Source organism: Mycobacterium sp. THU-M104 (assembly GCF_049197365.1).
In the GTDB taxonomy this organism is placed as follows: Bacteria; Actinomycetota; Actinomycetes; order Mycobacteriales; family Mycobacteriaceae; genus Mycobacterium.
Genome location: NZ_JBMIOP010000007.1, coordinates 1 through 26,125, shown reverse-complemented (window position 1 = coordinate 26,125; position 26,125 = coordinate 1). Strand labels below are relative to the sequence as shown.

At 68.6% G+C, this 26,125-nt stretch carries 24 protein-coding genes and 2 tRNA genes; 8 read left to right on the top strand and 18 right to left on the bottom strand.

Features of this window, described 5'->3' with window-relative positions; all coding sequences use genetic code 11:
* The 3 genes from ACOJVU_RS00435 to leuC all read right to left on the bottom strand — a co-directional run.
* A partial coding sequence (locus ACOJVU_RS00435; RefSeq protein ID WP_421527969.1) for an HU family DNA-binding protein occupies positions 1–590 on the bottom strand: 590 nt, incomplete at its 3' end.
* A gap of 214 nt (positions 591–804) precedes the next feature.
* Positions 805–1,401, bottom strand: a complete 597-nt coding sequence (gene leuD / locus ACOJVU_RS00430; RefSeq protein ID WP_421527973.1) for a 3-isopropylmalate dehydratase small subunit — start codon at positions 1,399–1,401, stop codon at positions 805–807.
* A gap of 20 nt (positions 1,402–1,421) precedes the next feature.
* The gene (leuC, locus tag ACOJVU_RS00425; protein ID WP_421527972.1) at positions 1,422–2,870 is read right to left on the bottom strand and encodes a 3-isopropylmalate dehydratase large subunit; all 1,449 of its coding nucleotides are present in this window, start codon (positions 2,868–2,870) and stop codon (positions 1,422–1,424) included.
* Between the two features lie 99 nt (positions 2,871–2,969).
* Here leuC and ACOJVU_RS00420 point away from each other — a divergent pair, with 99 nt between their 5' ends.
* Both ACOJVU_RS00420 and ACOJVU_RS00415 read left to right on the top strand, forming a co-directional pair.
* Positions 2,970–3,671 (top strand): IclR family transcriptional regulator, encoded by a 702-nt coding sequence (locus ACOJVU_RS00420; protein ID WP_421527968.1) that lies wholly within the window; start codon positions 2,970–2,972, stop codon positions 3,669–3,671.
* Positions 3,672–3,760: 89 nt separating this feature from the next.
* Positions 3,761–4,276: a PPOX class F420-dependent oxidoreductase gene (locus ACOJVU_RS00415; RefSeq protein ID WP_421527967.1), complete on the top strand. Its 516-nt coding sequence runs from the start codon at positions 3,761–3,763 to the stop codon at positions 4,274–4,276.
* A 17-nt stretch (positions 4,277–4,293) separates the two neighbouring features.
* Here the strand turns inward: ACOJVU_RS00415 and ACOJVU_RS00410 are convergent.
* The 4 genes from ACOJVU_RS00410 to ACOJVU_RS00395 all read right to left on the bottom strand — a co-directional run bounded on the left by ACOJVU_RS00410 (position 4,294) and on the right by ACOJVU_RS00395 (position 6,973).
* Positions 4,294–4,366, bottom strand: a tRNA-Glu gene (locus ACOJVU_RS00410).
* A gap of 85 nt (positions 4,367–4,451) precedes the next feature.
* Positions 4,452–4,523: transfer RNA gene (locus ACOJVU_RS00405), tRNA-Gln, on the bottom strand.
* Between the two features lie 144 nt (positions 4,524–4,667).
* Positions 4,668–6,158 (bottom strand): glutamate--tRNA ligase, encoded by a 1,491-nt coding sequence (gene gltX / locus ACOJVU_RS00400; RefSeq protein ID WP_421527966.1) that lies wholly within the window; start codon positions 6,156–6,158, stop codon positions 4,668–4,670.
* Positions 6,155–6,973, bottom strand: coding sequence for a fumarylacetoacetate hydrolase family protein (locus ACOJVU_RS00395; protein WP_421527965.1), 819 nt, complete (start codon positions 6,971–6,973; stop codon positions 6,155–6,157). Before ACOJVU_RS00395 ends, gltX begins: the two co-directional genes overlap by 4 nt.
* Before the next feature lie 121 nt (positions 6,974–7,094).
* Here ACOJVU_RS00395 and ACOJVU_RS00390 point away from each other — a divergent pair, with 121 nt between their 5' ends.
* A complete protein-coding gene (locus tag ACOJVU_RS00390; protein WP_421527964.1) occupies positions 7,095–8,396 on the top strand; it encodes an MFS transporter in 1,302 nt (433 codons plus the stop codon).
* Here ACOJVU_RS00390 and ACOJVU_RS00385 read toward each other — a convergent pair.
* Positions 8,299–9,309, bottom strand: coding sequence for a 3-isopropylmalate dehydrogenase (locus ACOJVU_RS00385; RefSeq protein ID WP_421527963.1), 1,011 nt, complete (start codon positions 9,307–9,309; stop codon positions 8,299–8,301). The genes ACOJVU_RS00390 and ACOJVU_RS00385 overlap by 98 nt on opposite strands.
* 25 nt (positions 9,310–9,334) lie before the next feature.
* Entirely contained in the window at positions 9,335–10,921 is a 1,587-nt protein-coding gene (serA, locus tag ACOJVU_RS00380; protein ID WP_421527962.1) for a phosphoglycerate dehydrogenase, read from the bottom strand.
* A gap of 149 nt (positions 10,922–11,070) precedes the next feature.
* Here serA and wrbA point away from each other — a divergent pair, with 149 nt between their 5' ends.
* Complete coding sequence (gene wrbA, locus ACOJVU_RS00375) at positions 11,071–11,688, top strand: NAD(P)H:quinone oxidoreductase (protein ID WP_421527961.1); 618 nt, start codon at positions 11,071–11,073, stop codon at positions 11,686–11,688.
* 39 nt (positions 11,689–11,727) lie between these two features.
* Here the strand turns inward: wrbA and ilvC are convergent, their stop codons facing one another.
* From ilvC to ACOJVU_RS00360, 3 genes are read right to left on the bottom strand one after another with little or no spacing between them, the layout of a single operon-like run.
* The gene (gene ilvC, locus ACOJVU_RS00370; protein ID WP_421527971.1) at positions 11,728–12,729 is read right to left on the bottom strand and encodes a ketol-acid reductoisomerase; all 1,002 of its coding nucleotides are present in this window, start codon (positions 12,727–12,729) and stop codon (positions 11,728–11,730) included.
* A gap of 57 nt (positions 12,730–12,786) precedes the next feature.
* On the bottom strand, positions 12,787–13,284 hold the full coding sequence (gene ilvN, locus ACOJVU_RS00365) for an acetolactate synthase small subunit (RefSeq protein ID WP_421527960.1): 498 nt from the start codon (positions 13,282–13,284) through the stop codon (positions 12,787–12,789).
* Positions 13,284–15,152: an acetolactate synthase large subunit gene (locus tag ACOJVU_RS00360; RefSeq protein ID WP_421527959.1), complete on the bottom strand. Its 1,869-nt coding sequence runs from the start codon at positions 15,150–15,152 to the stop codon at positions 13,284–13,286. The genes ilvN and ACOJVU_RS00360 overlap by 1 nt, the downstream gene beginning before the upstream one ends.
* Before the next feature lie 325 nt (positions 15,153–15,477).
* Here ACOJVU_RS00360 and ACOJVU_RS00355 point away from each other — a divergent pair, with 325 nt between their 5' ends.
* A complete protein-coding gene (locus ACOJVU_RS00355) occupies positions 15,478–15,837 on the top strand; it encodes a PH domain-containing protein (protein WP_421527970.1) in 360 nt (119 codons plus the stop codon).
* Positions 15,838–15,866: 29 nt separating this feature from the next.
* Here ACOJVU_RS00355 and ACOJVU_RS00350 read toward each other — a convergent pair whose 3' ends face one another.
* Entirely contained in the window at positions 15,867–16,715 is an 849-nt protein-coding gene (locus ACOJVU_RS00350) for a DoxX family protein (protein WP_421527958.1), read from the bottom strand.
* Between the two features lie 193 nt (positions 16,716–16,908).
* Between ACOJVU_RS00350 and ACOJVU_RS00345 the strand changes: the two genes are divergently transcribed.
* On the top strand, positions 16,909–18,039 hold the full coding sequence (locus tag ACOJVU_RS00345; protein WP_421527957.1) for a PQQ-dependent sugar dehydrogenase: 1,131 nt from the start codon (positions 16,909–16,911) through the stop codon (positions 18,037–18,039).
* 15 nt (positions 18,040–18,054) lie between these two features.
* Here ACOJVU_RS00345 and ACOJVU_RS00340 read toward each other — a convergent pair whose 3' ends face one another.
* From ACOJVU_RS00340 to ACOJVU_RS00330, 3 genes are all read right to left on the bottom strand, one after another.
* The gene (locus tag ACOJVU_RS00340; protein ID WP_421527956.1) at positions 18,055–18,618 is read right to left on the bottom strand and encodes a flavin reductase family protein; all 564 of its coding nucleotides are present in this window, start codon (positions 18,616–18,618) and stop codon (positions 18,055–18,057) included.
* Positions 18,619–18,696: 78 nt separating this feature from the next.
* Positions 18,697–20,208, bottom strand: a complete 1,512-nt coding sequence (gene gatB, locus ACOJVU_RS00335) for an Asp-tRNA(Asn)/Glu-tRNA(Gln) amidotransferase subunit GatB (RefSeq protein ID WP_421527955.1) — start codon at positions 20,206–20,208, stop codon at positions 18,697–18,699.
* 119 nt (positions 20,209–20,327) lie between these two features.
* Positions 20,328–21,359, bottom strand: a complete 1,032-nt coding sequence (locus ACOJVU_RS00330; protein WP_421527954.1) for an ATP-dependent 6-phosphofructokinase — start codon at positions 21,357–21,359, stop codon at positions 20,328–20,330.
* Between the two features lie 206 nt (positions 21,360–21,565).
* Here ACOJVU_RS00330 and ACOJVU_RS00325 point away from each other — a divergent pair, with 206 nt between their 5' ends.
* On the top strand, positions 21,566–22,300 hold the full coding sequence (locus ACOJVU_RS00325; RefSeq protein ID WP_421527953.1) for an ATP-binding cassette domain-containing protein: 735 nt from the start codon (positions 21,566–21,568) through the stop codon (positions 22,298–22,300).
* Positions 22,301–22,302: 2 nt separating this feature from the next.
* The gene (locus ACOJVU_RS00320) at positions 22,303–24,216 is read left to right on the top strand and encodes a YhgE/Pip family protein (protein ID WP_421527952.1); all 1,914 of its coding nucleotides are present in this window, start codon (positions 22,303–22,305) and stop codon (positions 24,214–24,216) included.
* A gap of 20 nt (positions 24,217–24,236) precedes the next feature.
* Here ACOJVU_RS00320 and gatA read toward each other — a convergent pair whose 3' ends face one another.
* Both gatA and gatC read right to left on the bottom strand, forming a co-directional pair.
* Entirely contained in the window at positions 24,237–25,718 is a 1,482-nt protein-coding gene (gene gatA, locus ACOJVU_RS00315) for an Asp-tRNA(Asn)/Glu-tRNA(Gln) amidotransferase subunit GatA (RefSeq protein ID WP_421527951.1), read from the bottom strand.
* Positions 25,715–26,014, bottom strand: a complete 300-nt coding sequence (gene gatC, locus ACOJVU_RS00310; protein WP_421527950.1) for an Asp-tRNA(Asn)/Glu-tRNA(Gln) amidotransferase subunit GatC — start codon at positions 26,012–26,014, stop codon at positions 25,715–25,717. The genes gatA and gatC overlap by 4 nt, the downstream gene beginning before the upstream one ends.
* Between the last annotated feature and the right edge of the window lie 111 nt (positions 26,015–26,125).

Sequence of the window (26,125 nt, the reverse complement as noted above, 5' to 3'; positions counted from 1 at the left end):
GCCTTGGTCACGGCCTTCTTCGCCGGAGCCTTGGTCGCGGCCTTCTTCGCCGGAGCCTTGGTCACGGCCTTCTTCGCCGGAGCCTTGGTCACGGCCTTCTTCGCCGGAGCCTTGGTCGCGGCCTTCTTCGCCGGAGCCTTGGTCGCGGCCTTCTTCGCCGGAGCCTTGGTCGCGGCCTTCTTCGCCGGAGCCTTGGTCACGGCCTTCTTGGCGGCCGGCTTCCTGGCGGACGTCTTCTTCGCTGCCGCCTTCTTGGCCGCACCCGCGGCCACGACACCGCGCTTGACGGCAGGCCCTTCCGTCGGGAGGCGCTGTGCACCAGACACAACCGCTTTGAACTGGGCGCCGGGTCGGAATGCCGGAACGGACGTGGGCTTCACCTTCACCGTCTCGCCGGTACGCGGATTGCGGGCAACCCGCGCCGCGCGCCGGCGCTGTTCGAACACTCCGAAGCCGGTGATGGTGACGCTGTCACCCTTGTGCACCGCACGCACGATGGTGTCGACGACGTTCTCGACGGCGGCGGTCGCCTGCCGACGGTCCGAGCCCATTTTCTCTGTGAGCACCTCAATGAGCTCTGCTTTGTTCATCCATACCCTCCGAAGCCAGTGGTCCTCGTTTTCGGGAACCGACTAGAGCACACGGTAAACCTTTACCCGGCAAATTTCCAAGAGCCACGCGCAATTTCAGGAGTGATTGACCGTCGATTTCGCAATCCGGTTGCCGCCCTTGACTCGTGGGCTCCTCCGAAATCGGCCGAGTCGCCGCGGTCTGCGGGCCCCAATTCGGTGCCCGGCGGAGATTTCAGCGGGTGAGAGAAATGCTCGGTTTCCACTCGGGCCGAGTCGCCTCGAAAGCCTCGATCTCGTCGAGTTTTCGCAGCGTAAGGGCTATATCGTCGAGCCCCTCGAGCAGTCGCCAGGCGGTGTGATCGTCAATGTTGAACGGCAGCAGCGCCGTTCCGGCGGTGATATTTCGATCTTGAAGATTGGCAGTGATTTCCAGTCCCGGGCTCTGCTCGATCAGCTTCCAGAGAAGCTCGACGCCGTCTTGCGAAACTTCCGCGGCCAGCAGCCCCGCCTTGCCCGCGTTGCCCCGGAAAATGTCGCCGAAGCGCGAGGAGATAACCACCCGGAAGCCGTAGTCCATGAGCGCCCACACCGCGTGCTCGCGCGACGAGCCGGTCCCGAAGTCGGGCCCGGCGACCAGGACTGAGCCCCGATCGAAGGGGGCGAGGTTCAGTACGAATGCGGGATCCGAACGCCAGGTGGCGAAAAGGCCGTCCTGGAAGCCGGTCCGGGTGACGCGCTTCAAAAATACCGCCGGAATGATTTGGTCGGTATCGACATTGGAGCGCCTCAGCGGCACGCCGATACCGGTATGGGCGCGAAAGGCTTCCATGCTCATCCCCTTTCAGTCGGTCAGTTCAGGTCCGCGGGAGCGGACAATTTTCCGCGGACGGCTGTTGCGGCGGCCACGGCCGGCGAAACCAGATGTGTACGGCCGCCCTTGCCCTGCCGGCCCTCGAAGTTGCGGTTGGAGGTCGCGGCGCAGCGCTCCCCCGGCGCAAGCTGATCCGGGTTCATCCCGAGGCACATCGAGCATCCGGCCTGTCGCCATTCCGCACCCGCTGTGGCGAAAATCTCATCGAGCCCTTCGGCTTCGGCCTGTGCGCGCACCCGCATGGAGCCCGGTACCACGAGCATCCGGACCCCGTCGGCGACCCTGCGGCCCCGCAACACCTCGGCGGCGGCGCGCAGATCTTCGATACGGCCGTTGGTGCACGAGCCGACGAACACCGCGTCGACCGCGATATCGCGCATGGGGGTACCCGGTTGAAGGTCCATGTACGCCAATGCTTTCTCCGCAGCTCTGCGATCGCCCTGCTCGGCGATCTGCGCGGGATCCGGGACGGTGGCGGTCAGCGGGACTCCCTGGCCCGGATTGGTACCCCAGGTGACGAACGGGCTCAACGAGGTCGCGTCGAGATGGACCTCGGTGTCGAAGGCGGCACCGGGGTCGGTGCGCAGTTGCTGCCAGTACCGCATCGCCGCGTCCCAGTGCGCACCGGTCGGCGCGTGCGGACGGCCCCGCAGGAATTCGTACGTCGTGTCATCGGGCGCGATCATCCCCGCCCGGGCGCCGGCTTCGATGCTCATGTTGCAGATCGTCATCCTGCCCTCCATGGACAGCGATTCGATGGCGCTGCCCCGGTATTCGATGACGTGGCCCTGACCGCCGCCGGTACCGATCTGGGCGATCAGCGCCAGCACGACGTCTTTTGCGGTCACCCCGTCGGGCAGCCGCCCGTCCATGCCCCCGTCCACAGTGACCGCCATCGTCTTGAACGGCCGCAACGGCAGCGTCTGGGTGGCCAGTACGTGTTCGACCTCTGACGTGCCGATGCCCATGGCCAGCGCCCCGAACGCGCCGTGGGTGGAGGTGTGGCTGTCGCCACAGACGACCGTCATTCCCGGTTGCGTCAGCCCCAATTGGGGTCCGACGACGTGCACGATGCCCTGCTCGATGTCGCCCATCGGATAGAGCCGGACACCGAATTCCTCGCAGTTGCGCCGCAATGTCTCGACCTGGATGCGCGACACCGGATCGGCGATCGGCTTGTCGATGCCGACCGTGGGAACGTTGTGGTCCTCGGTGGCCAGCGTCAGATCGGGCCGGCGCACCGGACGGCCGGCCAGGCGCAGGCCGTCGAAAGCCTGGGGACTGGTCACTTCATGCACCAGATGCAGGTCGATGTAGATCACATCCGGTGCCCCCGCCGGTCCGGGACCCCCACCTGATACCACAACGTGGTCTTCCCAAACTTTTTCGGCCAGGGTGCGCGGCGCACCCGCGCCAGACGTCTTCATCTGCGATCCCATCTCGACCTCGCCTCGATTCGCCTCGCCAGCGGCCCACCGGTCGATCCGGAGTGGTGATCTCACCATGCGAGACGCTAGTATCTCTTCGTGAGACAGCATAGCGGCATCGGCGTTCTCGACAAAGCGTTGGGCGTCCTGCACACCGTCTCCGAATCACCATGCGGGTTGGCCGAACTGTGCGAGCGGACCGGCCTGCCGCGGGCCACCGCCTACCGGCTGGCGGCCGCTCTGGAAGTCCACCGCCTCTTGGCGCGCGGCGACGACGGCCGCTGGCGCCTCGGAGCCGCCGTCAGCGAACTGGCGACCCGCGTGCACGATCCTCTGCTGGCTGCGGGCGCGGCGGTGCTCCCCGCATTGCGCGAGACGACCGGCGAAAGCGTTCAGCTGTACCGCCGTGAGGGGACCTCGCGGGTCTGCGTGGCGGCCATGGAACCGGCTGCCGGCCTGCGCGATACGGTCCCGGTCGGGGCGAGGTTGCCGATGACCGCGGGTTCGGGGGCCAAAGTGCTCCTGGCCCATAGCGACGCGGCGACCCAGAAAGCCGTTCTGCCGCTGGCGAAATTCACCGACCGGACGCTGGCCGAGGTGCGCCGGCGCGGTTGGGCGCAGAGCGTCGCCGAGCGCGAGCCGGGGGTGGCGAGCGTGTCGGCGCCGGTGCGCGACGGCCGCGGTGTCGTCGTCGCCGCGATATCGGTGTCCGGGCCGGTCGACCGGATCGGGCGGCGTCCCGGGGTGCGCTGGGCCGCCGACCTGTTGTCGGCTGCCGAAGCTCTGACCCGCCGGCTCTGACCCGCTGCCGCAACATGGCCGTCCGACTCGGGCCCGCCGGCGCGGACTCGGAGCAGGTTGCGCCGCGGCGCCTGCCAGACTGACTACCCATGGGAACCAATCAGCGCGCGAGCATCGTCATGTCCTCCGACGAGATCGCCGACTTCGTCGTCAAGAGCCGCACCGGCACACTGGCCACCATCGGCTCCGACGGCCAGCCGCACCTGACCGCCATGTGGTACGCCGTCGTCGACGGCGAGATCTGGCTGGAGACCAAAGCCAAGTCGCAGAAAGCGGTCAACCTCAGCCGGGATCCGCGAGTCAGCTTTCTGATCGAGGACGGCCACACCTACGACACCCTGCGCGGGGTCTCCTTCGAGGGCGTGGCCGAGATCGTCGACGATCCCGACGTCTCGCACCGCGTGGGGGTCAGCGTCTGGGAGCGCTACACCGGCCCCTACACCGACGAGATGAAGCCGTTCGTCGAGCAGATGATGAACAAGCGCGTCTGTGTGCGCATCGTCCCCCGCCGCGCCCGCTCGTGGGACCACCGCAAGCTCGGCCTGCCGCACATGCCGGTCGGCGGTTCCACCGCACCCGCGGTCCCGGAACCGGCCGGTGAATGACCGGTCAACGGTCTTTGTAGCCCCGATGGGATTCGAACCCACGCTACCGCCGTGAGAGGGCGGCGTCCTAGGCCGCTAGACGACGGGGCCAGAACCGATCCGAGCTGCCAGCATAGCTCACCCGGCTAAGCCCACCTAATCGCTTGCGGTGGGCATCTTTTGCTGGAATCTTTTGCTGGGGTACCAGGACTCGAACCTAGAATGGCTGAACCAGAATCAGCTGTGTTGCCAATTACACCATACCCCACTACCTGCCTGAAACCGCTGCTCTGAGCGATCCCGGGCGGCTGAAGCCACCTCGTGGGACCACCGCCGCCAGCTGTTGTCGGCCTTCGCGAACCGCAGTGCAGACTACCAAATACTTCGCGCGCGTTCCGCACGCCAGTCGTTCCTAGCCGGTGCGCGCACCCCGCAGGCGTAGCAGGCTGCGGTCGCGGCCGAGCAGTTCGAGGGACTCGAACAGCGGCGGGCTGACCGTCGCACCGGTGGCGGCCACCCGGATCGGGCCGAACGCCTTGCGTGGTTTGAGCCCCAGCCCCTCGATGAGCGCGCCTTTGAGCGCGTCCTCGATGTGCGCCGCGGTCCACTCCGGCACCGCGTCCAGCGAGGCCAGGGCCGCGTCCAGCACCGTGTCGGCCTCGGGCCCCAGCTCCTTGGCGGCGGCCTTGGGGTCGAGAGCGTATTCGTCGTCGCTGAGAAACTTCAGCAGGTCCCAGGCGTCGCCGAGGACCACGATGCGGGTCTGCACCAGCGCGGCCGCCGCGGCGAAGCCGGCGTCGTCCAGCCCGGTGCGACGGTCGTGCGCGCTGAAATGGTCGCGCAGCCGGGCGGTGAAGTCGGCCGCGTCGAGCATGCGGATGTGCTCGGCGTTGAGCGCGTCGGCCTTCTTCTGGTCGAAACGGGCCGGATTGGAGTTGACGTCGACGACGTCGAACGCGGCAACCATCTCGTCGAGGCTGAACAAGTCATGGTCGTCCGCGATCGCCCAGCCGAGCAGCGCCAGGTAGTTCAGCAGCCCCTCGGGGATGAAACCGCGCTCCCGGTGGGTGAACAGGTTCGACTCCGGGTCACGCTTGGAAAGCTTCTTCGTCCCCTCCCCCAACACGGTTGGCAGGTGCGCGAATTCCGGGGTCCGCTCGGCGACGCCGATCCGGATCAGCGCCCGGTAGAGCGCGAGCTGACGGGGCGTCGAGGGCAGCAGGTCCTCGCCCCGCAGCACGTGGGTGATCTTCATCAGCGCGTCGTCGCACGGGTTGACCAAGGTGTACAAGGGATCTCCGCTGGCGCGGGTCAGCGCGAAATCGGGCACGCTGCCCGCCGCGAAGGTGGTGGGCCCACGCACCAGGTCGTCCCAGTGAAGGTCCTCGTCGGGCATCCGCAGGCGCACCACGGGCTTACGGCCCTCGGCCAGGAACGCCGAGCGCTGCGCGTCGGTCAGCTGGCGGTCGAAATTGTCGTACCCGAGCTTGGGGTTGCGGCCGGCGGCGATGTGCCGCGCCTCGACCTCCTCCGGCGTGGAGAAGGCGTAATAGGCCTCACCCGCTTCGAGCAACCTGGCCACCACGTCGCGGTAGATGTCCTTGCGCTGCGACTGCCGGTACGGCGCGTAGGGGCCACCGACCTCGGGTCCCTCGTCCCAGTCGAGGCCGAGCCAGCGCAGCGCGTCGAGCAATGCCAGGTAGCTTTCCTCGGTGTCGCGCTGCGCGTCGGTGTCCTCGATGCGAAAGACGAAGGTGCCGCCGGTGTGTCGAGCGTAGGCCCAGTTGAACAGTGCGGTTCGGACCATCCCGACGTGCGGGGTGCCGGTGGGCGACGGGCAGAAACGGACCCGGACGTCGGTGCTGGGGACGCCGGTGTTGGGGACGCCGGTGTTGGGGCTCACGACTTTCCTTTGCGGACTACGGGATTGGTCAGGGTTCCGATTCCCTCGATGGTGACCGAGACGGTGTCGCCGTCCTCGAGGGGACCCACCCCCGCCGGTGTGCCGGTCAGGATCAGGTCGCCGGGCAGCAAAGTCATCACGGCAGAGATCCACTCCACGATCGCGCCGATGTCGTGGACCATCAGCGAGGTGCGGCTGTGTTGCTTGGTCTCGTTGTTGACCTCGGTGCGCAATTGGAGGTCGGCCGGGTCCAGCGGTGTGAGGTCGGTGACGATCCAGGGCCCGACCGGGCAGAAGGTGTCATGCCCTTTGGCCCGGGTCCACTGGCCGTCGGCCTGCTGCTGGTCGCGCGCCGAGACGTCGTTTCCGATGGTGTAGCCGAGAATGTTCTCGGCGGCCCGCGCAGCCGGGACGTCCTTGCATGCCCGGCCGATCACCACCGCCAACTCGCCCTCGAAATGCACCGGTGATGCATTGGCAGGCAGAAGAATCGGCACGTTCGGTCCGATGATCGCGGTGCTGGGCTTGAGGAAGATGACCGGGTCCGCCGACGCCGGGCCGGTCATGTTGCTCATCTCCGCGATGTGGTCGGCGTAGTTCTTGCCGACGCAGACCACCTTGCTGGCCAGGATCGGCGCCAGCAGTCGGACGTCGGCCAGCGGCCACGATCGGCCTGTGAAGGTGGGCATGCCGAAAGGATGCTCGGCGATCTCGCGGACGGTCATTCCGGCGGGGCCGGCGGGGTCGCCCTCGATGCTGACGAAGGCAGGTTTACCAGAGAGTCCGTCCGGGCTGGCGATTCGACCAAGGCGCATTCACTTGAGCCTAGTCTGGCGACGGTCCGGGCTCCCGCGGCCCGCGGCCCAGCCGGGCGTGGCGGCTCGTCGGCCCCTGCGCGTTCAGCGATGTCCCATCACCGTGTGCAACCATGAGCAGATGCCGACCGACCCGGGTTCTGGGGGCCAGTGCAGCGCGGGCGCCCGGTGGTCGGTCATGGCCATTTCACTGGGGGTGACGGCGAGTTCGTTCCTGTTCATCAACGGCGTCGCCTTTATGATTCCCGCGCTGGAGTCTGCCCGCGCGATCCCGCTGACCGAGGCGAGCCTGCTGTCGTCCATGCCCAGCTGGGGCATGGTCGTCACCCTGGTGCTCTGGGGTTACGTGCTGGACCGCGTCGGCGAACGCGTGGTACTGACCGCGGGTTCCGCGCTGACCGCGCTGGCGGCGTACTCCGCGGCGTCGGTCCACGCGCTGTTTCTGACCGGCGTGTACCTGTTCCTCGGCGGCATGGCCGCCGCGAGCTGCAACAGCGCCGGCGGACGGCTGGTGTCCGCGTGGTTCCCGCCGCATCAGCGCGGCCTGGCCATGGGCATCCGCCAGACCGCGCAACCTCTGGGAATCGCCTTGGGCGCAATGGTGATTCCCGAGCTCGCCGAACGGGGGCCGAGTGCGGGCCTGATGTTTCCGGCCTTCGCGTGCACGACGGCGGCGGTAGCCGCGGCAATCGGGATCGTCGACCCGCCGCGGAAATCCCGACAAGCGGCCACCGGTCAGGAATTGGCCAGTCCCTACCGCAGGCCATTCGTGCTGACGCGCATCCACGCGGTGGCCGGTCTGCTGATGATGCCGCAGACGGTCACCGTGACGTTCATGCTGGTGTGGCTGATCAACAACCTGCACTGGTCGATCGCTGCCGCCGGCGCCATGGTCATCATCTCGCAGCTCCTGGGTGCCGCGGGCCGCATCATGGTCGGCCGCTGGTCGGACAGGATCGGGTCACGGATGCGGCCGGTCCGCATCATCGCCGGCGCGGCCGCCGTGACCCTCTTCCTGCTGGCGTGGGCCGATCATCTGAATTCGCGATACCAGGTGGTGCTGATGATCGCCATCTCGGTGATCGCGGTCCTCGACAACGGTTTGGAGGCGACCGCGATCACCGAGTTCGCCGGGCCGTTCTGGAGTGGGCGCGCCCTGGGCATCCAGAACACCACGCAGCGGCTGATGGCGGCCGCCGCGCCGCCGGTGTTCGGTGCGCTGATCACGGCGTCGAAGTATCCCGTCGCCTGGGGCCTGTGCGGACTGTTCCCGTTGCTGGCGGCGCCGTTGGTGCCGACGCGCCTGCTCCCGCCCGGACTGCAGCCTAGAGCGCGGCGGCAATCCGTTCGCCGACTTCGCCGGTGGCGCGCCGTTCGCTCCCGCGGGTCGACAGATAGGCCGCGACAGCCCGATCGACCCTGAGGGCGGCGTCGTTCTCCCCCAGGTGGGCGAGCAGCAGCGCCACCGACATGATCGCCGCGGTCGGGTCCGCGATCCCTTGCCCGGCGATGTCCGGCGCGCTGCCGTGCACGGGCTCGAACATCGACGGGTTGGCGCGGGTGGCGTCGATGTTTCCACTGGCCGCCAGGCCGATTCCGCCGCACACCGCCGCGGCCAGGTCGGTGATGATGTCGCCGAACAGGTTGTCGGTGACGATCACGTCGAAGCGCCCCGGATCGGTGACCAGGAAGATGGTGGCGGCGTCGACGTGCAGATAGGCCACCTGGACGTCAGGATATTGCGCGCCGACCTCGGCCACCATCCTCGACCACAGCGTCCCGGCGAACGCCAGCACGTTGGTCTTGTGCACCAGTGTCAGGTGCTTGCGCCGCCGCTGCGCGCGCTCGAACGCGTCGACGACCACACGACGAACCCCGAACGCGGTGTTCAGGCTCACCTCGGTCGCGACCTCGTGGGGCGTCCCGACGCGGATCGCGCCGCCGTTACCGGTGTAGGGCCCTTCGGTTCCCTCACGGACCACCACGAAGTCGATCTGCGGGTTTCCGGCGAGCGGGCTGCTCACACCCGGAAAGAGCCGGGACGGCCGCAGGTTGACGTGATGGTCCAGCGCAAAACGCATGCGCAGCAACAGGCCTCGCTCCAGCACCCCGCTGGGCACCGAGGGATCACCGATCGCCCCGAGCAGAATGGCGTCGTGCTCGCGCAGTTCGGCGAGCACCGATTCCGGCAGCAACTCGCCGGTGGCGTGGTACCGCCGGGCACCGAGGTCGTAGTCGGTCTTCTGCACGCCGGGCAGTACCGCGTCGAGGACCTTGACCGCCTCGGCCACCACCTCGGGGCCGATCCCGTCGCCGGCGATGATCGCGAGCTTCATCGACGCCGCTCCGCGCCGGCGCCGTTCACGACAGGTCGACCACTTCGAGCTTGTTGGCGCTCACGGCGGCCGCGATCGCCGACCGTACCTCCGCGGGGACGTCCCGGTCCAGCCGCAGCAGGATGGTCGCTCCCGGCCCCTCGGTGTCCTCGGACAGCTGCGCGGCGTGGATGTTCACCCCGGCTCCACCCAGCAGGGTGCCGATCTTGCCCAGCGCACCGGGCTGGTCGACGTAGTTGATCACCAGGTTGGTGCCCTCGGCGCGCAGGTCGAAGTTGCGGCCGTTGATCTGAACGATCTTCTCGGTCAGCTGCGGCCCCGACAAGGTGCCGGCCACGTTGACGGTCGACCCGTCCGGACCGACCGCCCGCACGTCGACCACGCTGCGGTGGTTGGGGCTCTCCGTGGCCTTCGTGATCTCGGCGGTCACGCCGCGCTCCTCGGCCAGCGCGGGCGCGTTGACGAACGTCACGGTGTCCTCGATGACGGCCGAGAACAGTCCGCGCAACGCCGACAGGCGCAGCACCTCGACGTCCTCGGCGGCCAACTCGCCGCGCACCTGCACCGAAACCGACGCCGGCAGCCCACTGGACAGGGCGGCGACCAGCACCCCCAGCTTGCGCACCAGGTCCAGCCAGGGCGCCACCTCTTCGTTGACCGCACCCCCGCCGACATTGACGGCATCCGGGACGAACTCCCCGGCCAGGGCCAGCTTCACGCTTTCCGCGACGTCGGTGCCGGCCCGGTCCTGAGCCTCGGCCGTGGACGCGCCCAGGTGCGGCGTCACCACCACCTGCGGCAGCTCGAACAGCGGGCTCTCGGTGCACGGTTCCTTGGCGAAGACGTCGAGACCGGCGCCGCGGACGTGGCCACTGCTGATGGCCTCGGCCAGCGCGGCCTCGTCCACCAGGCCGCCGCGCGCGGCGTTGACGATGATGACGCCCGGCTTGGTCTTGGCCAGAGCCTCCTTGTCGATCAGCCCCGCCGTCTCGGGCGTCTTGGGCAGGTGCACCGAGATGAAGTCGGCGCGGGCCAGCAGATCGTCGAGCGAGAGCAGTTCGATGCCGAGCTGCGCGGCGCGGGCCGCTGACACGTAGGGGTCGTAGGCCACGAGGTGCGCGCCGAAGGCCGCGAGCCGTTGGGCGACCAGTTGCCCGATCCGGCCCAGCCCGACGATGCCGGCGGTCTTGCCGAGGATCTCAGTGCCCGAGAACGACGACCGTTTCCAGGTGTGGGCGCGCAGGGAGGCGTCGGCGGCCGGGATCTGGCGGGCGGCGGACAGCAGCAGGGCCATGGCGTGTTCCGCGGCGCTGTGGATGTTGGACGTCGGGGCGTTGACCACCAGCACGCCGCGCTCGGTGGCAGCGCCGACGTCCACGTTGTCCAGCCCCACGCCGGCGCGGGCCACGATCTTCAGCTTGGGGGCCGCCGCCAGCACCTCGGCGTCGACGGTGGTGGCCGAGCGCACCAGCAGCGCGTCGGCCTCACCCACCGCGGCCAGCAGCTTCTCGCGGTCGGGTCCGTCCACCCAGCGCACCTCGACCTGGTCCCCGAGCGCGGCGACGGTTGACTGGGCAAGTTTGTCGGCGATCAACACAACAGGCAAGTTCACGCTGTCAGCCTATCGGCTGCGTTTTTCGCGCGCGGCGGACGGTCGGCGCGTCAGCGGGTGGGACGCGAAAGCCACCTGGCTTTTCCTCGGCGCCAACACCTTTCGCGACGACATATCGCCGGTGCCACCGTCGCGGTTACGCTGCCCTGATGACCAGACTCGCGATCATCTACTACTCGGCCACCGGGCACGGCACCACGATGGCGCGACGCGTCGCCGCGGCGGCCGAGTCCGAGGGCGCCGAGGTCCGGGTGCGCCACGTCACCGAGACCCTCGACCCGGAAGCGTTCGCGCACAACCCGGCGTGGACTGCGAACTACGAAGCGACCAAGGATCTCCCCGCGGCCACCGGCGAGGACATCGTGTGGGCCGATGCGGTGATCTTCGGTTCGCCGACCCGCTTCGGCTCCCCCGCAGCACAATTGCGCGCCTTCCTCGACTCCCTGGGCGGCCTGTGGTCGCAGGGCAAGCTCGCCGACAAGGTCTACGCGGCCTTCACGTCGTCGAACACCCTGCACGGCGGGCAGGAGACCACGCTGGTCAGCCTCTACCTCACGCTGATGCATTTCGGCGGCTTCATCGTGCCGCCGGGGTACACCGACCCGGCCAAGTTCGTCGACGGCAACCCCTACGGGGTGAGCCTGGTCTCCGCCCACGACAACATCGAGGTCATCGACGATCCCACCGCGAACGCCCTGGACCACCTGGCCCGCCGGGTGGTGACTGTCGCGGGGCGCCTCGCGTCGCCCCGCGTCACGCCAGAGTGACCGTGGTGGCCGAACGCCACTCTGGCGTGACGCTCGGGGTTACGCCGTCTCGGTGATCGGGCGGTCCACCCAGCTCATCAGGTCGCGCAGCTTCTTGCCGGTGACCTCGATCGGGTGCTCGGCGTTCTGTTTGCGCAGCTCCTCGAGCTGTTTGTTGCCGCCCTCGACGTTGGCGACCAGCTTCTTGACGAAGCTGCCGTTCTGGATGTCGCGCAGGATCTCGCGCATCCGCTCCTTGGTGCCGGCGTCGATGACGCGGGGCCCCGACAGGTACCCGCCGAATTCCGCGGTGTCGGACACCGAGTAGTTCATCCGGGCGATACCGCCCTCGTACATCAGATCGACGATCAGCTTGAGCTCGTGCAGCACCTCGAAGTACGCCATCTCCGGCGGATAACCCGCCTCCACCATCACGTCGAATCCGGTCTTCACCAATTCCTCTGTGCCGCCGCACAACACGGCCTGTTCGCCGAAGAGGTCGGTCTCCGTCTCGTCTTTGAACGTGGTCTTGATGACGCCGGCGCGGGTGCCGCCGATGCCCTTGGCGTAGGACAGCGCCAGCGCCTCGCCCTTCCCGGTCGGATCCTGGTCCACGGCGATCAGGCACGGCACGCCTTTGCCGTCGACGAACTGCCGGCGCACCAGGTGCCCGGGGCCCTTCGGGGCGACCATCGCGATGGTGACCCCGGCGGGGGGCTTGATCAGCCCGAAGTGGATGTTGAGCCCGTGCCCGAAGAACAGCGCGTCACCGTCTCTCAGGTTGGGCTCGATGTCGCCTGCGAAGATCTCCGCCTGCGCGGTGTCGGGGGCCAGCAGCATGATCACGTCGGCCCACCTGGCGACCTCCGCGGGAGTGTCGACCTGCAGGCCCTGCTCCTCGACCTTCGCCCGGGACCTCGAGCCCTCCTTGAGGCCCACCTTCACCTGCACGCCCGAGTCGCGCAGGCTCAGCGCGTGGGCGTGCCCCTGGCTGCCGTAGCCGATCACACCGACCTTGCGGCCGGCGATGATCGCCAGGTCTGCGTCGTCGTCGTAGAACATCTCCAATGCCTCGGATGGCACGTTCCCTGTCTCCTTCGTGTTCACAACAGCTGAAATCTATTTGGTGCCCAGGCCGCGCGGACCGCGCGACAGCGACACCACTCCGGACTGGACGATCTCGCGGACACCGAACGGCTCCAACACCCGCAGCAGCGCCTCGATCTTGCCGCGATTACCGGTGGCCTCGATGGTCAGCGCCTCCGGCGACACGTCGATCACCTTGGCGCGGAACAGGTTCACCGCTTCGATCACCTGGCTGCGGGTGCCGGCGTCGGCCCGCACCTTGATCAGCGCCAGCTCGCGAGACACCGCATTGCCCTCGTCGAGCTCGACGATCTTGATGACGTTGATCAGCTTGTTGAGCTGCTTGGTCACCTGCTCGAGCGGGGTCTCCTCGGCAGAGACGACGATCGTCATCCGCGACATGTCCTTGCTCTCGGTGGCGCCGACGGCCAGCGACTCGATGTTGAACCCGCGGCGGGAGAACAACGCCGCCACCCGCGCGAGCACACCGGGCTTGTCCTCGACGAGCACGGACAACGTATGAGTGTTCATCAGGCGTGCCCTTCGCTTTCGTCGTCGAACAGCGGCCGGATGCCGCGGGCCGCCTGGATCTCGTCGTTGCTGGTCCCGGCGGCCACCATCGGCCAGACCTGGGCGTCGGCGCCGACGATGAAGTCGATCACCACCGGGCGATCATTGATGGCGCGCGCCGCGGCGATCACGTCGGCCACGTCTTCGGGGCGCTCGCAACGCAATCCGACGCAGCCCAGGGCCTCGGCCAGCTTGACGAAGTCCGGGATGCGATGCGAGTGGGTGGCCAGGTCGGTCTGCGAGTACCGCTCCGCGTAGAACAGGGTCTGCCACTGGCGCACCATGCCCAGGTTGCCGTTGTTGATCAGCGCCACCTTGATCGGCACACCCTCGATGGCGCAGGTCGCCAGCTCCTGATTGGTCATCTGGAAGCAGCCGTCGCCGTCGATCGCCCAGACCTCGGCGTCAGGGCGGGCGATCTTGGCGCCCATGGCCGCCGGGATGGCGAACCCCATGGTGCCCAGTCCCCCGGAGTTGAGCCAGGTGCGCGGCTTCTCATAGGAGATGAACTGCGCCGCCCACATCTGGTGCTGGCCGACGCCGGCGACGTACACCGCATCGGGACCGGCGCTCTGGCCCAGCGTCTCGATCACCAGTTCCGGGCTCAGGCTGCCGTCGCTCTGCGGGCCGTAGCTCAGCGGGTAGGTCGACTTGACGTCGTCCAGATAGGCCCACCAGTCGGTCAGGTCGGCCGTGCCCGCGACATCAAGGTGGCGCAGCATCGCGATGAGTTCGGTGATGACCGCTTTGACGTCACCGACGATCGGCACGTCGGCGTGCCGGTTCTTGCCGATCTCGGCCGGGTCGATGTCGGCGTGGATGACCTTGGCCTCCGGCGCGAAGGTGTCCAGCTTGCCGGTGACCCGGTCGTCGAACCGGGTGCCCAGTGCGATCAGCAGGTCGGCGCGCTGCAGCCCCGCCACGGCCGCGACCGTGCCGTGCATGCCCGGCATGCCCAGGTGCTGGCGGTGGCTGTCCGGGAACGCGCCGCGCGCCATCAGCGTGGTGACGACCGGGATGCCGGTCAGCTCGGCCAGCTCGGCCAGCTGCCCGGTCGCCTCGCCGCGGATGACGCCGCCGCCGACGTAGAGCACCGGTTTGCGGGCGGCCGCGATCAGCTTGGCGGCCTCGCGGATCTGCCTGTTGTGCGGCTTGGTGTTCGGCTTGTAACCGGGCAGGTCCAGGCGCGGCGGCCAGCTGAACGTGCACTGGCCCTGCAGCACGTCCTTGGGGATGTCGACGAGCACCGCGCCGGGGCGCCCGGTGGCGGCGATGTGGAACGCCTCGGCGATCACCCGCGGGATCTCGTCGCCGGAGCGGACCAGGAAGTTGTGCTTGGTGATCGGCATCGTGATGCCGGAGATGTCGGCCTCCTGGAAGGCGTCGGTCCCGATCAGCGAACGCCCGACCTGCCCGGTGATGGCGACTACGGGGATCGAGTCCATCTGCGCGTCGGCCAGCGGGGTCACCAGGTTGGTGGCGCCCGGACCCGAGGTCGCCATGCACACCCCGACCTTGCCGGTGGCGTGCGCGTAGCCGCTGGCGGCATGCCCGGCGCCCTGCTCGTGGCGCACCAGCACGTGGCGCAGTTTCTTGGAGTCGAACAGCGGGTCGTAGACGGGAAGCACGGCGCCGCCGGGAATTCCGAAGATGACCTCGACGCCGAGTTCCTCCAGCGACCGGATCACCGACTGGGCGCCGGTGAGTTGTTGCGGCGCAACACCTTTCGATCCGACGGCGGGGGGCTTCGCGGCGGGCTTGACCGCGTCCGAGGCGATGTCGGCCGCGTTGGGTGGCTGCGGGGTGTGCGGCCTGGTGGGAGCGCTCACTGTCGTTTGGTCCTTATTCACTCTGGGGGCTCGCTGTGGGCAACAAAAAACCCCCGTCAGCTCAGCTGCTGCACGAGGGTTGCGCGTTGGTGCTGGATCGCTTCAAATGCCGTAAAGCTGGTCAGGCCCCAACGCGCCGACCGATTACTACGAGCATTTGGGGGAGCATCTCGGGGAGCATCCCGGGCTTTCCGACGGTATCCATACTGACCGACGTTAGCCTTCGCACTGCTCAACCGTCAAATCCGGCGGCCACCCGGGTAGGTGCCGGATCGCGCGGTGGGATGATGCGGGGGTGGCTACCGGATCATCTTCCCAAACCCCCATGGTGATCAAGATCTCGCCGATCGCGCACCTGGCCGTCGGGTTCTTCGCGCTCGGGCTGCTGATCCCGGTGCTGGCCTGGCCACCGTCGGCACCCCTGCTCGTGATCCCGGTGGTGCTCTCCGCGCTGATCGTGCGGCTGCGGACCGTCGCCGACGACCGGGGGGTCACCGTCCGGACGCTGCTGGGCAGCCGGACGGCGAGATGGGAGGAGATAGACGGTCTGCGCTTCCACAAGGGGTCATGGGCGCGCGCACACCTCAGGAGCGGCACGGACCTGCGACTGCCGGCGGTGGACTTCGCCTCGCTGCCCAAGCTGACCGGGGCCAGCTCCGGGAGGGTGCCCAACCCCTACGCCTGAGGCGTCAGGGTCTGACGGCGCCTGAGGCGTCAGGAGATCGGATTGACGCCGTTGAGCAGTACCCACACCCCGATGCCGGCGGCGATGCCGGCCAGCAGGGCGACGAACGAACCGATGAAGGGACGGTGGGCCCAGCCCCGGCCGGCGTCCAGGCCGTAACGGCCCGGCCCGCACAGGATCACCGCCACGGCCAGGACGATCAGCGTGATCTGGTACTCGTGCCCGTCCGGCAGGAAGTACGACAAGGTGTGGGGGTGCGGCCGCGCCGAGACGCCTGCCAGCAGGCCGTTGATCAGGAACGCGAGCGCGCCTGCCGCGGCGATCGGGGTGAACAGCCCCAGCACCAGCAGCACACCCGCGACGACCTCGCCGCCGGCGCTGACGTAGGCCAAAATGTCCGCGTGCTGGTAGCCGACGTCGGACAGCGAGTTCCTGAATCCGGTGACGCCCGAGCCACCCCACCAGCCGAACAACTTCTGCAATCCGTGGGCGCCCAGTACCACGCCGAGCCCGACCCGCAGAACCAGCAGACCCAGATGCTGGGTGCCGCGGCGGCCGACGGCGTGCTCACGCTCGTCGGCCTCGTCGGCATCGATGTGCGTGGGCTCGACAGACGCGGGCCGGGCCGGCATCTGGGGTTCGACGTACGGCAACGGCTCCTGGTTGTCGAGAAGGTGGTATGCCGGGGCGCCGTGACCACCCGTGTGGTTGGGGTCGGCGTACGGGATGACGGTGGTGGTTCCGAAGTCGCCCGGGTACCCGATCGGCGTCATGTCGTCTTCGGGGTCGACCAAACGTGCCGAGGCGGGGCGCCCCGGGGTCGGCTCCGGGGATTGATCCGGCCGCTGCCACGGTGCGTCATGCGATTGACTGGTCACGCGTGCCAGGGTAAGGGCATTTGTGCCCGAATTGGGGATTTGAGCGGCGCTTTCGCCCGGCAATCGGCGCTCATACCGCTGAAATCGTCCGTCGAGGCCCCGAATGCCCCGATTTGTCCCATCGGAGGGCCGCAAGGGGCGTCGGGCGCGGGCGTGTGGCGACGGCGCGGGAGTTGTCCGTAGCCTGTCGGTCATGCGACTAGGGCGTTCAGGGCGCTGGGTGCGGGGTGGGCTCGCCGCACTTTCCGCGGTGGTGCTGGTGTCCAGCGGTTGCGCACGGTTCAACGACGCCCTGTCCCAGCCCTTCACCACCAACCCGGAGCTCAAGCCCCAACCCAGCTCGACGCCTCCCCCCCCACCGCCGCTGCCGCCCACGCCGTTCCCCAAGGAGTGCCCGGCTCCGGGAGTGATGCAGGGCTGCCTGGGCAGCACCAGCGGCCTCATCATGGGCATGGACAGCAAAACCGCGCTGGTCGCCGAGCGCCTCACCGGCGCGGTCAAAGACGTCTCGGTCAGCGCCGAACCGAAGGTGAAAACCGTCATCCCGGTCGACCCGTCCGGGGACGGCGGTCTGATGGACATCGTGCTCTCGCCCACCTACAACCAAGACCGCCTGATGTACGCCTACATCAGCACGCCCACCGACAACCGGGTGATCCGCATCGCCGACGGCGACATCCCCAAGGACATCCTGACCGGCATCCCCAAGGGGGCGACGGGCAACATGGGGGCGCTGGTCTTCACCAGCCCCACCACCCTGGTCGTGATGACCGGCGACGCGGGTGACCCCGCGCTGGCCGCCGATCCCAATTCGCTGGCCGGCAAGGTGCTGCGCATCGAGCAGCCGACCACGGTGGGCCAGGCGCCGCCGACGACGGCCCTCTCCGGCATCGGCTCGGGCGGCGGACTGTGCATCGACCCCGTCGACGGGTCGTTGTACATCGCCGACCGCACCCCGACAGCGGACCGGCTGCAGCGCATCACCAGGACCTCGGAGGTCTCCACGGTGTGGACGTGGCCGGACAAGCCCGGAGTGGCCGGCTGCGCGGCGATGGACGGCACCGTGCTGATCAACCTGATCAACACCGAGCTCACGGTGGCGGTACGGCTGGCACCTTCCACGGGCGCGGTCACCGGTGAGCCCGACGTCGTGCGCAAGGACACCCATGCCCACGCCTGGGCGCTGCGGGTGTCGCCGGACGGCAACGTGTGGGGTGCGACCGTCAACAAGACCGCCGGAGACGCCCAGAAACTCGACGACGTGGTCTTTCCGCTGTTCCCGCAGGGCGGCGGCTTCCCCCGCAACAACGACGACAAGACGTGACCGATCGCGGCCGGCTCACAGGCCGCCGAGGGTGAACCTGACGCCGTACCGGTGCGCCGCATCGGCCGGCGCCCTGTCGAAAAGCCGCTGCGAGGCCTCACGCCCGGGGGCGGTGTCGTCGAAGTCGGACAGATACAGCGGCTCCTCAGAGGACTCGGGGGCCCAGGTGGCGACGGGTGTCAGCAGGCACATCATGTGGTCCCCGATGTCGAGACGGCCCACCGTCGTGCCGACGAACCAGGCGATCGCGGCGTCGAGGATCGGCATCCCCTGTGGACCCGCCCGCCACGAACAACGATCGAAACTGTCGACATTCGACCGGTTTTGGTCGCCGAACAGTTCGGCGACCCCAAGGTGCTGCCGCGGCAGGACGTGCACGGCCAGGTGCTGCGATCGGCTGGCCGCTTCGAAGCCATGGCTTTTCCTGGCGATGCCGACCAGGAATCCCGGCGGGTCGACGCTGGCCTGATTGGCGAAGCTGACCAGACAACCCGAGGGCCGGCCGTCGTCGTGGGTCGTCACCACGAACACCGGATGGTCCAGCATGGCCATGAGGTCTTCGAACGATTCATCCACCACGTGTACATCATGGATGCGCGCGGCAGGCGTTCGCCAGGGTTTCGGCGTGTTCGTCCGGGTGCAAGCGACCGGAGGCCGTTACCCCTGCCCGCAGGCGGCCAGAACGAGTTCACGCACCCGCGCGGCGTCGGCCTGTCCGCGGGTGGCCTTCATGACCGCGCCGACGATCGCGCCCGCCGCGGCCACCTTGCCGCCGCGGATCTTCTCCGCGACATCGGGATTGGCGGCCAGCGCCTCCTCGACGGCGGCCTGTGTCACCGAGTCGTCGCGCACCAGCGCCAGACCCCGGGCGGTCATCACCTGCTCGGGTTCGCCTTCGCCTGCCAGCACCCCCTCCACCACCTGGCGGGCCAGCTTGTTGGACAGTTTGCCCTCGTCGACCAGTGCCACGACGGCGGCGACCTGGGCCGGCGTCACGGCGAGCTCGTCGAGGGAGACACCGGCCTCGTTGGCCTTCTGCACCAGAAAGTTGCCCCACCATGCGCGAGCCTGCTCGGGCGAGGCGCCACGCTCGACGGTCGCGGCGACCAGTTCGACGGCTCCGGCGTTGACGAGATCGCGCATCACCTCGTCGGAAACGCCCCACTCCTGCTGAATCCGCTTGCGGCTCAACCACGGTAGCTCGGGAATTGTCTGCCGCAGCTGCTCGACCAGATCGCGGCTGGGAGCCACGGGCTCCAGGTCGGGCTCGGGGAAGTAGCGATAGTCCTCTGCGGTCTCCTTGACGCGGCCCGGGCTGGTGTAACCCGCCTCGTGAAAGTGCCTGGTTTCCTGGGTGATCCGGCCTCCGGAGGTCAAAACGGCACCCTGGCGCTGCATTTCGTAGCGCACGGCGACCTCCACGCTGCGCAGCGAGTTGACGTTCTTGGTCTCGGTACGGGTGCCGAACTCAGAAGCCCCGGTGGGCTTCAGCGACACGTTGGCGTCGCAGCGCATCGAGCCCTGGTCCATCCGGACATCGGAAACACCCAATGCCCGCAACAGGTCTCGCAATGCCGTCACGTAGGCCCGGGCGATCTGGGGGGCCCGCGCCCCGGCCCCGACGATCGGCTTGGTGACGATCTCGATCAGTGGCACGCCAGCCCGGTTGTAGTCGATCAGCGACGTCGTCGCCCCGTGGATACGCCCGGTCTCACTGCCCAGGTGGGTCAGCTTCCCGGTGTCCTCCTCCATGTGCGCTCGCTCGATCTCGACCCGCCAGGTGGTGCCGTCTTCCAGCGGCGCCTCAAGGTAGCCGTTGACGGCGATCGGCTCGTCGTACTGCGAGATCTGATAGTTCTTCGGCATGTCCGGGTAGAAGTAGTTCTTCCGGGCGAAGCGGCACCAGGGCACGATCTCACAATTCAGGGCCAGCCCGATCCGGATCGCCGATTCCACTGCGGCACGGTTGAGCACCGGCAGCGAGCCGGGCAGACCCAGGCAGACCGGGCACACCTGGGTGTTGGGTTCGGCGCCGAAGTCGGTGGCGCAGCCGCAGAACATCTTGGTCGCGGTGGACAGCTCGACGTGCACCTCGAGCCCGAGCACCGGGTCGAAGCGCGCGACGACGTCGTCGTAATCCAGCAGTTCTGCGTCGGCAGCAACGGACATATGCCGATCCTAGTGGCGCCGCTGGAGCGCGCACCGGGGACCATGGCAGCCGGCTCGTCCGCTCGGGTGATCCGGCGCGGTCGCTGTGCGACGGCGCCGGGAGGCGCACCGGACCGGCATCATCCGAAGAAGGCCGCGGCGTCGTCGTAGCGGCCGGGGGGCACCAGTTTGAGTTGGCGCACCGCGTCGGCCAGCGGTACCCGCCCGATGTCCTGCCCGCGCAGCGACACCATCTGCCCGTATTCGCCGGCGTGCGCGGCGTCGGCGGCGTTGACGCCGAACCGGGTGGCCAGCACCCGGTCGTAGGCCGTCGGGGTGCCGCCGCGCTGCACGTGGCCCAACACCGTCACCCGCACCTCCTTGTTGATCCGCTTTTCCACCTCGACGGCCAGCTGAGCTGCCACACCGGTGAAACGCTCATGGCCGAACTCGTCGATCCCGCCCTCGCGCAACGCGATAGATCCCTCCACCGGCTTGGCCCCTTCGGCCACCACGCAGATGAAGTGCGAATCTCCACGCTGGAAGCGGCGTTTGACCAGCCGGCACACCTCCTCGATGTCGAAGGGCTGTTCGGGGATGAGCGTCATGTGCGCGCCGGAGGCCAGCCCGGCGTTCAGCGCTATCCAGCCCGCGTGCCTGCCCATCACCTCGACAAGCATCACCCGCTGATGGGATTCGGCGGTGCTGTGCAAACGGTCGATGGCGTCGGTGGCCACGGTCAACGCGGTGTCGTGGCCGAAAGTAACGTCGGTGCAATCGATGTCGTTGTCAATGGTCTTCGGCACACCGACCACGGGAACGTTCTGCTCCGACAGCCAGTGCGCGGCCGTCAGGGTACCTTCCCCGCCGATGGGGATCAGCACGTCGATGCCGTTGTCGTCCAGGGTCTGCTTGATCTGGTCCAGCCCGGCCCGCAGCTTGTCGGGGTGCACGCGCGCGGTGCCCAGCATCGTTCCGCCCTTGGCAAGCAGCCGGTCGTTGCGGTCGTCGTTCTGCAGCTGGATGCGGCGGTTCTCCAGCAGGCCGCGCCATCCGTCGGAGAACCCGACCACCGAGGAGCCGTAGCGGGCGTCGCAGGTGCGCACCACCGCCCGGATGACGGCGTTGAGACCGGGGCAGTCGCCGCCTCCCGTGAGAATTCCGATTCGCATGTCCTCATCTTGCACTGCTGGATCCCCGCGGCGGTGTCGGCGGACACGAAAGCACGGTGCCCGATGGTGGTGACCCCCAGCGTCGCCCGCCGCAACGCGTTTCCGTCTGCTTTGATGGCCTCGAGGCCTCGCAGCACTCCGCAGTGCCACCGAAGTCGACCCGAGTTCAGAGAAGCCGAAGTCCCGAGAAGCCGAGGAGAGCATCCGTGCCGGAAAGCGGAGCCGAACACCAAGAGCCGGTTCACGCAGTCATGGCGCGCGGGATCTCGATGAAAGGGCCGTGGGGACAAGTGTTCGCGCCTCTGGACCTCGACGTCGAGGCAGGCGGCGTGACCGTGTTGACAGCGCGCCCCGGACCGGGTCAGACGGCCCTGCTGATGATCCTCGCCGGCCGGATGAAACCGACGACCGGCACGATCACGGTTTTCGGCCGCACCAAGACCCGCGACATCTTCGGGGTGTCCGCCCTGGCGGGTGTCGAACAACTCGACGCGGTGTTCGAGTCGGTCACCGTCAGGGACCTGGTCACCGAGCAGTGCCGCTGGAACGCACGCTGGTACCGGTTGGTGCGGCGGGCAACCCAAACGGAATACGAAGCCCTGTGCCGGCCGGTGTTCGGCGAGCTGCCGCTGCCGCGGCTGAGCGCCTACGTCGACCAACTCGACGAACTGGACAGACTGCTGCTGCGCATCGCACTGGCCAACACCGCCCGGCCGCCACTTCTGGCGGTCGGCGACCTCGACCAAGTGGCCAGCCACCGCAGCCGAGAAACCCTGATCCGCCGGCTGGTCGCTCTCGGGGAGCATCAGACGTTGGTCACGGCGACGGTCAACCCCGTCGCCGACGATCTGGGCATCCGGGCACAACTCCCGGTCGCGGGTCTGGATGACGCGGGATCCACCGAGCCGGTCGGCATCGGAGAGCAGAAAGGCGACGACTGATCATGCTTGCCGGAATGTCATTGGGGACCGATCTCAAACGCTACTCCCGGGGCACCATGCCGCGCGTGGCGCTGCTCGCGATCATCGTGCTGCCGCTGCTGTACGGAGCGATGTACCTGTGGGCGTTCTGGAACCCGTTCGCCGCGATCGGCAAAATCCCTGTCGCACTGGTCGACGAGGATCGGGGTGCAGCCGTGGCGGGCCACGAGCTACACGCCGGCGACCAGGTGGCCGCCGCGCTGCTGGGATCCGGCCAGCTCGCCTTGCACCAGATGTCGGAAGCCGAGGCCGCCAAAGGTGTCGCCGACGGCAGCTACTACTTCTCGATCACACTCCCGGCCGACTTCAGCGAAGCCGTCGTCTCGCCCGCCGGGCCGCATCCCCGCAAGGCCCAGATCGACTTCCGTTTCAACGACGCCAACAACTATCTGGCGTCGGTGATGGGGCAGAACGCAGCCCGGGAAGTGCTCAACCAGGTCAGCGCCAAGGTCGGCGAGCAGGTCATCGGCACCGCCCTGAACCAGATCACCGGCGACGTCGAGAAGGCCTCCGGCGGCGCCGGCCAACTGGCCGATGGGTCCGGCATGCTCGCGCAGAATCTTGCCACCGCGCGTGACGGATCGGCCGCGCTGGCCGATGGCGCCCACCGGTTGTCAGCCGGGGTCGGGCAGGCCAGCGACCCGTTGCTGAAAATGGTGGACGATCTCGCCGCACTGGGTCTCGACCCGAATGAGGCCGGTGCGGTCGCGACGCAACTGAGCGGCAACCTGACGAACGTCACCGACCGTCTTGCGGCACTCAACATCGACTACCGGCAAGCCGCCGGGATCGTCAACCAGGTGGTGGACGGACTGCGCGCCAATCCGGATCCGAGCGTGCGGGGACTCGGCGACACGCTGGCCGGCGCGCAGCGTCTGCTCGACGCCAAGGGGATGGACCCGGCCACCGACGACGGTTTGGCCCGACTGCGTGGCAACGCCACGCAGCTGGAAAGCGATCTGGCCGACCCCAACAGCCGGCTGCGCACGTTGATCACCCGAGCGCTCGACGGCGGGATCAAATCCGATCTGGTCGCGTTGCGCACCGGCGCATCCGACCTCGATGCCGGCGCGCACAGGCTCAGCACCGGACTGGCGCAACTCTCGGACGGCAGTGCCCGACTCCACGACGGTGCACAGCAGTTGGCTGCGGGTCTTGGTGCGGCCGACACACGGATATCGGCACTGACCGACCAACAGCGCGTCCAGGTGGCCCAGATCCTGGCGAATCCCGTCGGCGTCGAATCCGATTTCACTCACCACGCGGCCACCTTCGGCACCGGGTTCGCACCGTTCTTCCTGCCGCTGGCGCTGTTCATCGGCGCGCTGATCATCTGGATGTTGCTGACCCCGCTGCAAACCCGCGCGATCGTCAGTGGGCTGGGCGCACTGCGGGTGGTGCTGGCGTCATACTGGCCGGCGCTGCTGCTGGCGGTGACCCAGGTGGCGCTGATGTACGCCGTCGTACATTTCGGGGTAGGGCTCAACGCCGTGTACACCCTGGGCACGGTGGGCTTCCTGATCCTGATCGCGGCCGCCTTCCTGGCCTTGATCCAGGCGTTCAACGCGGTGTTCGGCGTTGCGGTGGGTCGCGTGCTCACGCTGGCATTCTTGATGTTCCAGCTGGTGTCGTCAGGCGGTGTGTACCCGGTGGAGACAACGGCGAAGCCGTTTCAGATCCTGCATCCCTACGATCCGATGACCTACGCGGTCAACGGTCTTCGGCAGCTGACAGTGGGTGGTGCCGACGCCAGGCTGTGGATCTCGGTGGGCGTGCTGACCGCCGTGCTCGTCGCGTCGCTGGCGGCCAGTTCGTGGTCGGCCCACCGGGATCGTCAGTTCTCGTTGGAACGCTTGTACCCACCGATCGAGGTGTGACCCGGGCGCCGGTGCCGGCGTCAGAGCGCTGACGGCAGCGGCCCGCGGGCGGCCTCGTAGGCGGCGCCCACCCGGTAGAGACGGTCGTCGGCCAGGGCGGGCGCCATGATCTGCAGGCCGACCGGCAGGCCGTCGTCGGGCGACAGCCCCGACGGCACCGACATGCCGCAGTGCCCGGCCAGGTTCAGCGGCAGCGTGCACAGGTCGAACAGGTACATCGCCAGCGGGTCGTCGACCTTCTCGCCGAGCCGGAACGCGGTGGTCGGCGTGGCCGGCGACACCACGACGTCGACGGCCTGGTAGGCCTCGTCGAGGTCGCGGGCGATCAGCGTGCGCACCTTCTGCGCCTGGTTGTAGTAGGCGTCGTAATAGCCGGCCGACAGCGCGTAGGTGCCGATCATGATGCGCCGCTTGACCTCGGGCCCGAAACCGGCCGCGCGGGTCAGCGCCATCACCTCCTCGGCGCTGTGGCTGCCGTCGTCGCCGACCCGCAGCCCGTAGCGCATCGCGTCGAACCGCGCCAGGTTGGAAGACACCTCCGACGGCAGGATCAGGTAGTAGGCGGACAGCGCGTAATCGAAGTGCGGACAGTCGACTTCGCTCACCGCGGCGCCCAGCGCGATCAGTCGGTCCACCGCGGCCTGAAACGATGCCAACACCCCCGGCTGGTAGCCCTCGCCGCGCAGCTGGCGCACCACCCCGACGCGCACGCCCCGCAGGTCACCGCCCGCACCGGCGCGGGCGGCGCCGACCACGTCGGGCACCGCCACGTCCAGGGAGGTGGAGTCGCGGTGATCGTGCCCGGCGATCACCTGGTGCAGCAACGCGGTGTCGAGCACGGTGCGCGCACACGGGCCGCCCTGGTCAAGCGACGACGCGCAGGCCACCAGCCCGTAGCGGGACACCGTGCCATAGGTGGGCTTGACGCCCACGGTCGCGGTCAGTGCGGCCGGTTGGCGGATCGAGCCCCCCGTATCGGATCCCATCGCCAGGGGCGCCTGAAATGCGGCCAGCGCCGCCGCGCTGCCGCCGCCGGAGCCGCCGGGCACCCGCTCGACGTCCCACGGGTTGCGGGTGGGCCCGTAGGCGGAGTTCTCCGTCGAGGACCCCATCGCGAACTCGTCCATGTTGGTCTTGCCCAGGATCGGGATGCCGGCCGCGCGCAGGCGCAGCGTGACGGTGGCGTCGTAGGGTGCACGCCAGCCCGCAAGGATCTTCGAGCCGCAGGTGGTGGGCATATCCACCGCGGTGAACACGTCTTTGAGTGCGAGCGGGACTCCGGCCAGCGGCGAGGGCAGCCGCTCGCCGGCGGCCACCGCCTGGTCGACCGCGGCCGCCGCGGCCAGCGCCTCGTCGGCCGCCACATGCAAGAACGCGTGGTAGCGGTGGTCAGTGGCCTCGATCTGGTCCAGGCACGCCTGCGTGACCTCTGCCGACGACAGCTCTCTGGCGGCGATCTTGGCGGCCAGGGTCGCGGCGTCCAGCCGGATGGCGTCGTTCACTGGGCGTCCCCCAGGATCTGCGGCACGGCGAAGCGGCCGTCGACGGCCTCCGGCGCCCCGGCCAGCGCGTCCTGCTGGCTCAGGCAGGGCGCCTTCTCGTCCGGTCGCATCACGTTGACGTCCTTGAGCGGGTTGTCGGTCGCCTCCACGCCGCTGACGTCGACCGCGCGGACCTGGCTGACGTGGTTGAGGATGGCGTCGAGCTGGCCGGCGAAACTGTCCAGCTCGGTATCGGTCAACGCCAGCCGGGACAGGCGGGCCAGATGCGCGACCCCGTCGCGAGAGATCTGGGACACGAGCGAGAAGCCTAGCCGGGCGACGATGCGGCGCCGCAGGCGCCGCTGAGGAGCCGGGCCATCAGACCCAGCCGGGCGACGATGCGGCGCCGCAGGCGCCGCTGAGGAGCC

Bases quoted from the DNA above. Each gene is read 5' to 3' on its own strand.
- leuD (WP_421527973.1), bottom strand. From the start codon at position 1,401: ATGGAAGCCTTTCGCGCCCATACCGGTATCGGCGTGCCGCTGAGGCGC.
- leuC (WP_421527972.1), bottom strand. From the start codon at position 2,870: ATGAAGACGTCTGGCGCGGGTGCGCCGCGCACCCTGGCCGAAAAAGTT.
- ACOJVU_RS00415 (WP_421527967.1), top strand. From the start codon at position 3,761: ATGGGAACCAATCAGCGCGCGAGCATCGTCATGTCCTCCGACGAGATC.
- ACOJVU_RS00395 (WP_421527965.1), bottom strand. From the start codon at position 6,973: ATGCGCCTTGGTCGAATCGCCAGCCCGGACGGACTCTCTGGTAAACCT.
- ACOJVU_RS00390 (WP_421527964.1), top strand. From the start codon at position 7,095: ATGCCGACCGACCCGGGTTCTGGGGGCCAGTGCAGCGCGGGCGCCCGG.
- ACOJVU_RS00385 (WP_421527963.1), bottom strand. From the start codon at position 9,309: ATGAAGCTCGCGATCATCGCCGGCGACGGGATCGGCCCCGAGGTGGTG.
- wrbA (WP_421527961.1), top strand. From the start codon at position 11,071: ATGACCAGACTCGCGATCATCTACTACTCGGCCACCGGGCACGGCACC.
- ilvC (WP_421527971.1), bottom strand. From the start codon at position 12,729: ATGTTCTACGACGACGACGCAGACCTGGCGATCATCGCCGGCCGCAAG.
- ilvN (WP_421527960.1), bottom strand. From the start codon at position 13,284: ATGAACACTCATACGTTGTCCGTGCTCGTCGAGGACAAGCCCGGTGTG.
- ACOJVU_RS00355 (WP_421527970.1), top strand. From the start codon at position 15,478: ATGGTGATCAAGATCTCGCCGATCGCGCACCTGGCCGTCGGGTTCTTC.
- ACOJVU_RS00345 (WP_421527957.1), top strand. From the start codon at position 16,909: ATGCGACTAGGGCGTTCAGGGCGCTGGGTGCGGGGTGGGCTCGCCGCA.
- gatB (WP_421527955.1), bottom strand. From the start codon at position 20,208: ATGTCCGTTGCTGCCGACGCAGAACTGCTGGATTACGACGACGTCGTC.
- ACOJVU_RS00330 (WP_421527954.1), bottom strand. From the start codon at position 21,359: ATGCGAATCGGAATTCTCACGGGAGGCGGCGACTGCCCCGGTCTCAAC.
- ACOJVU_RS00320 (WP_421527952.1), top strand. From the start codon at position 22,303: ATGCTTGCCGGAATGTCATTGGGGACCGATCTCAAACGCTACTCCCGG.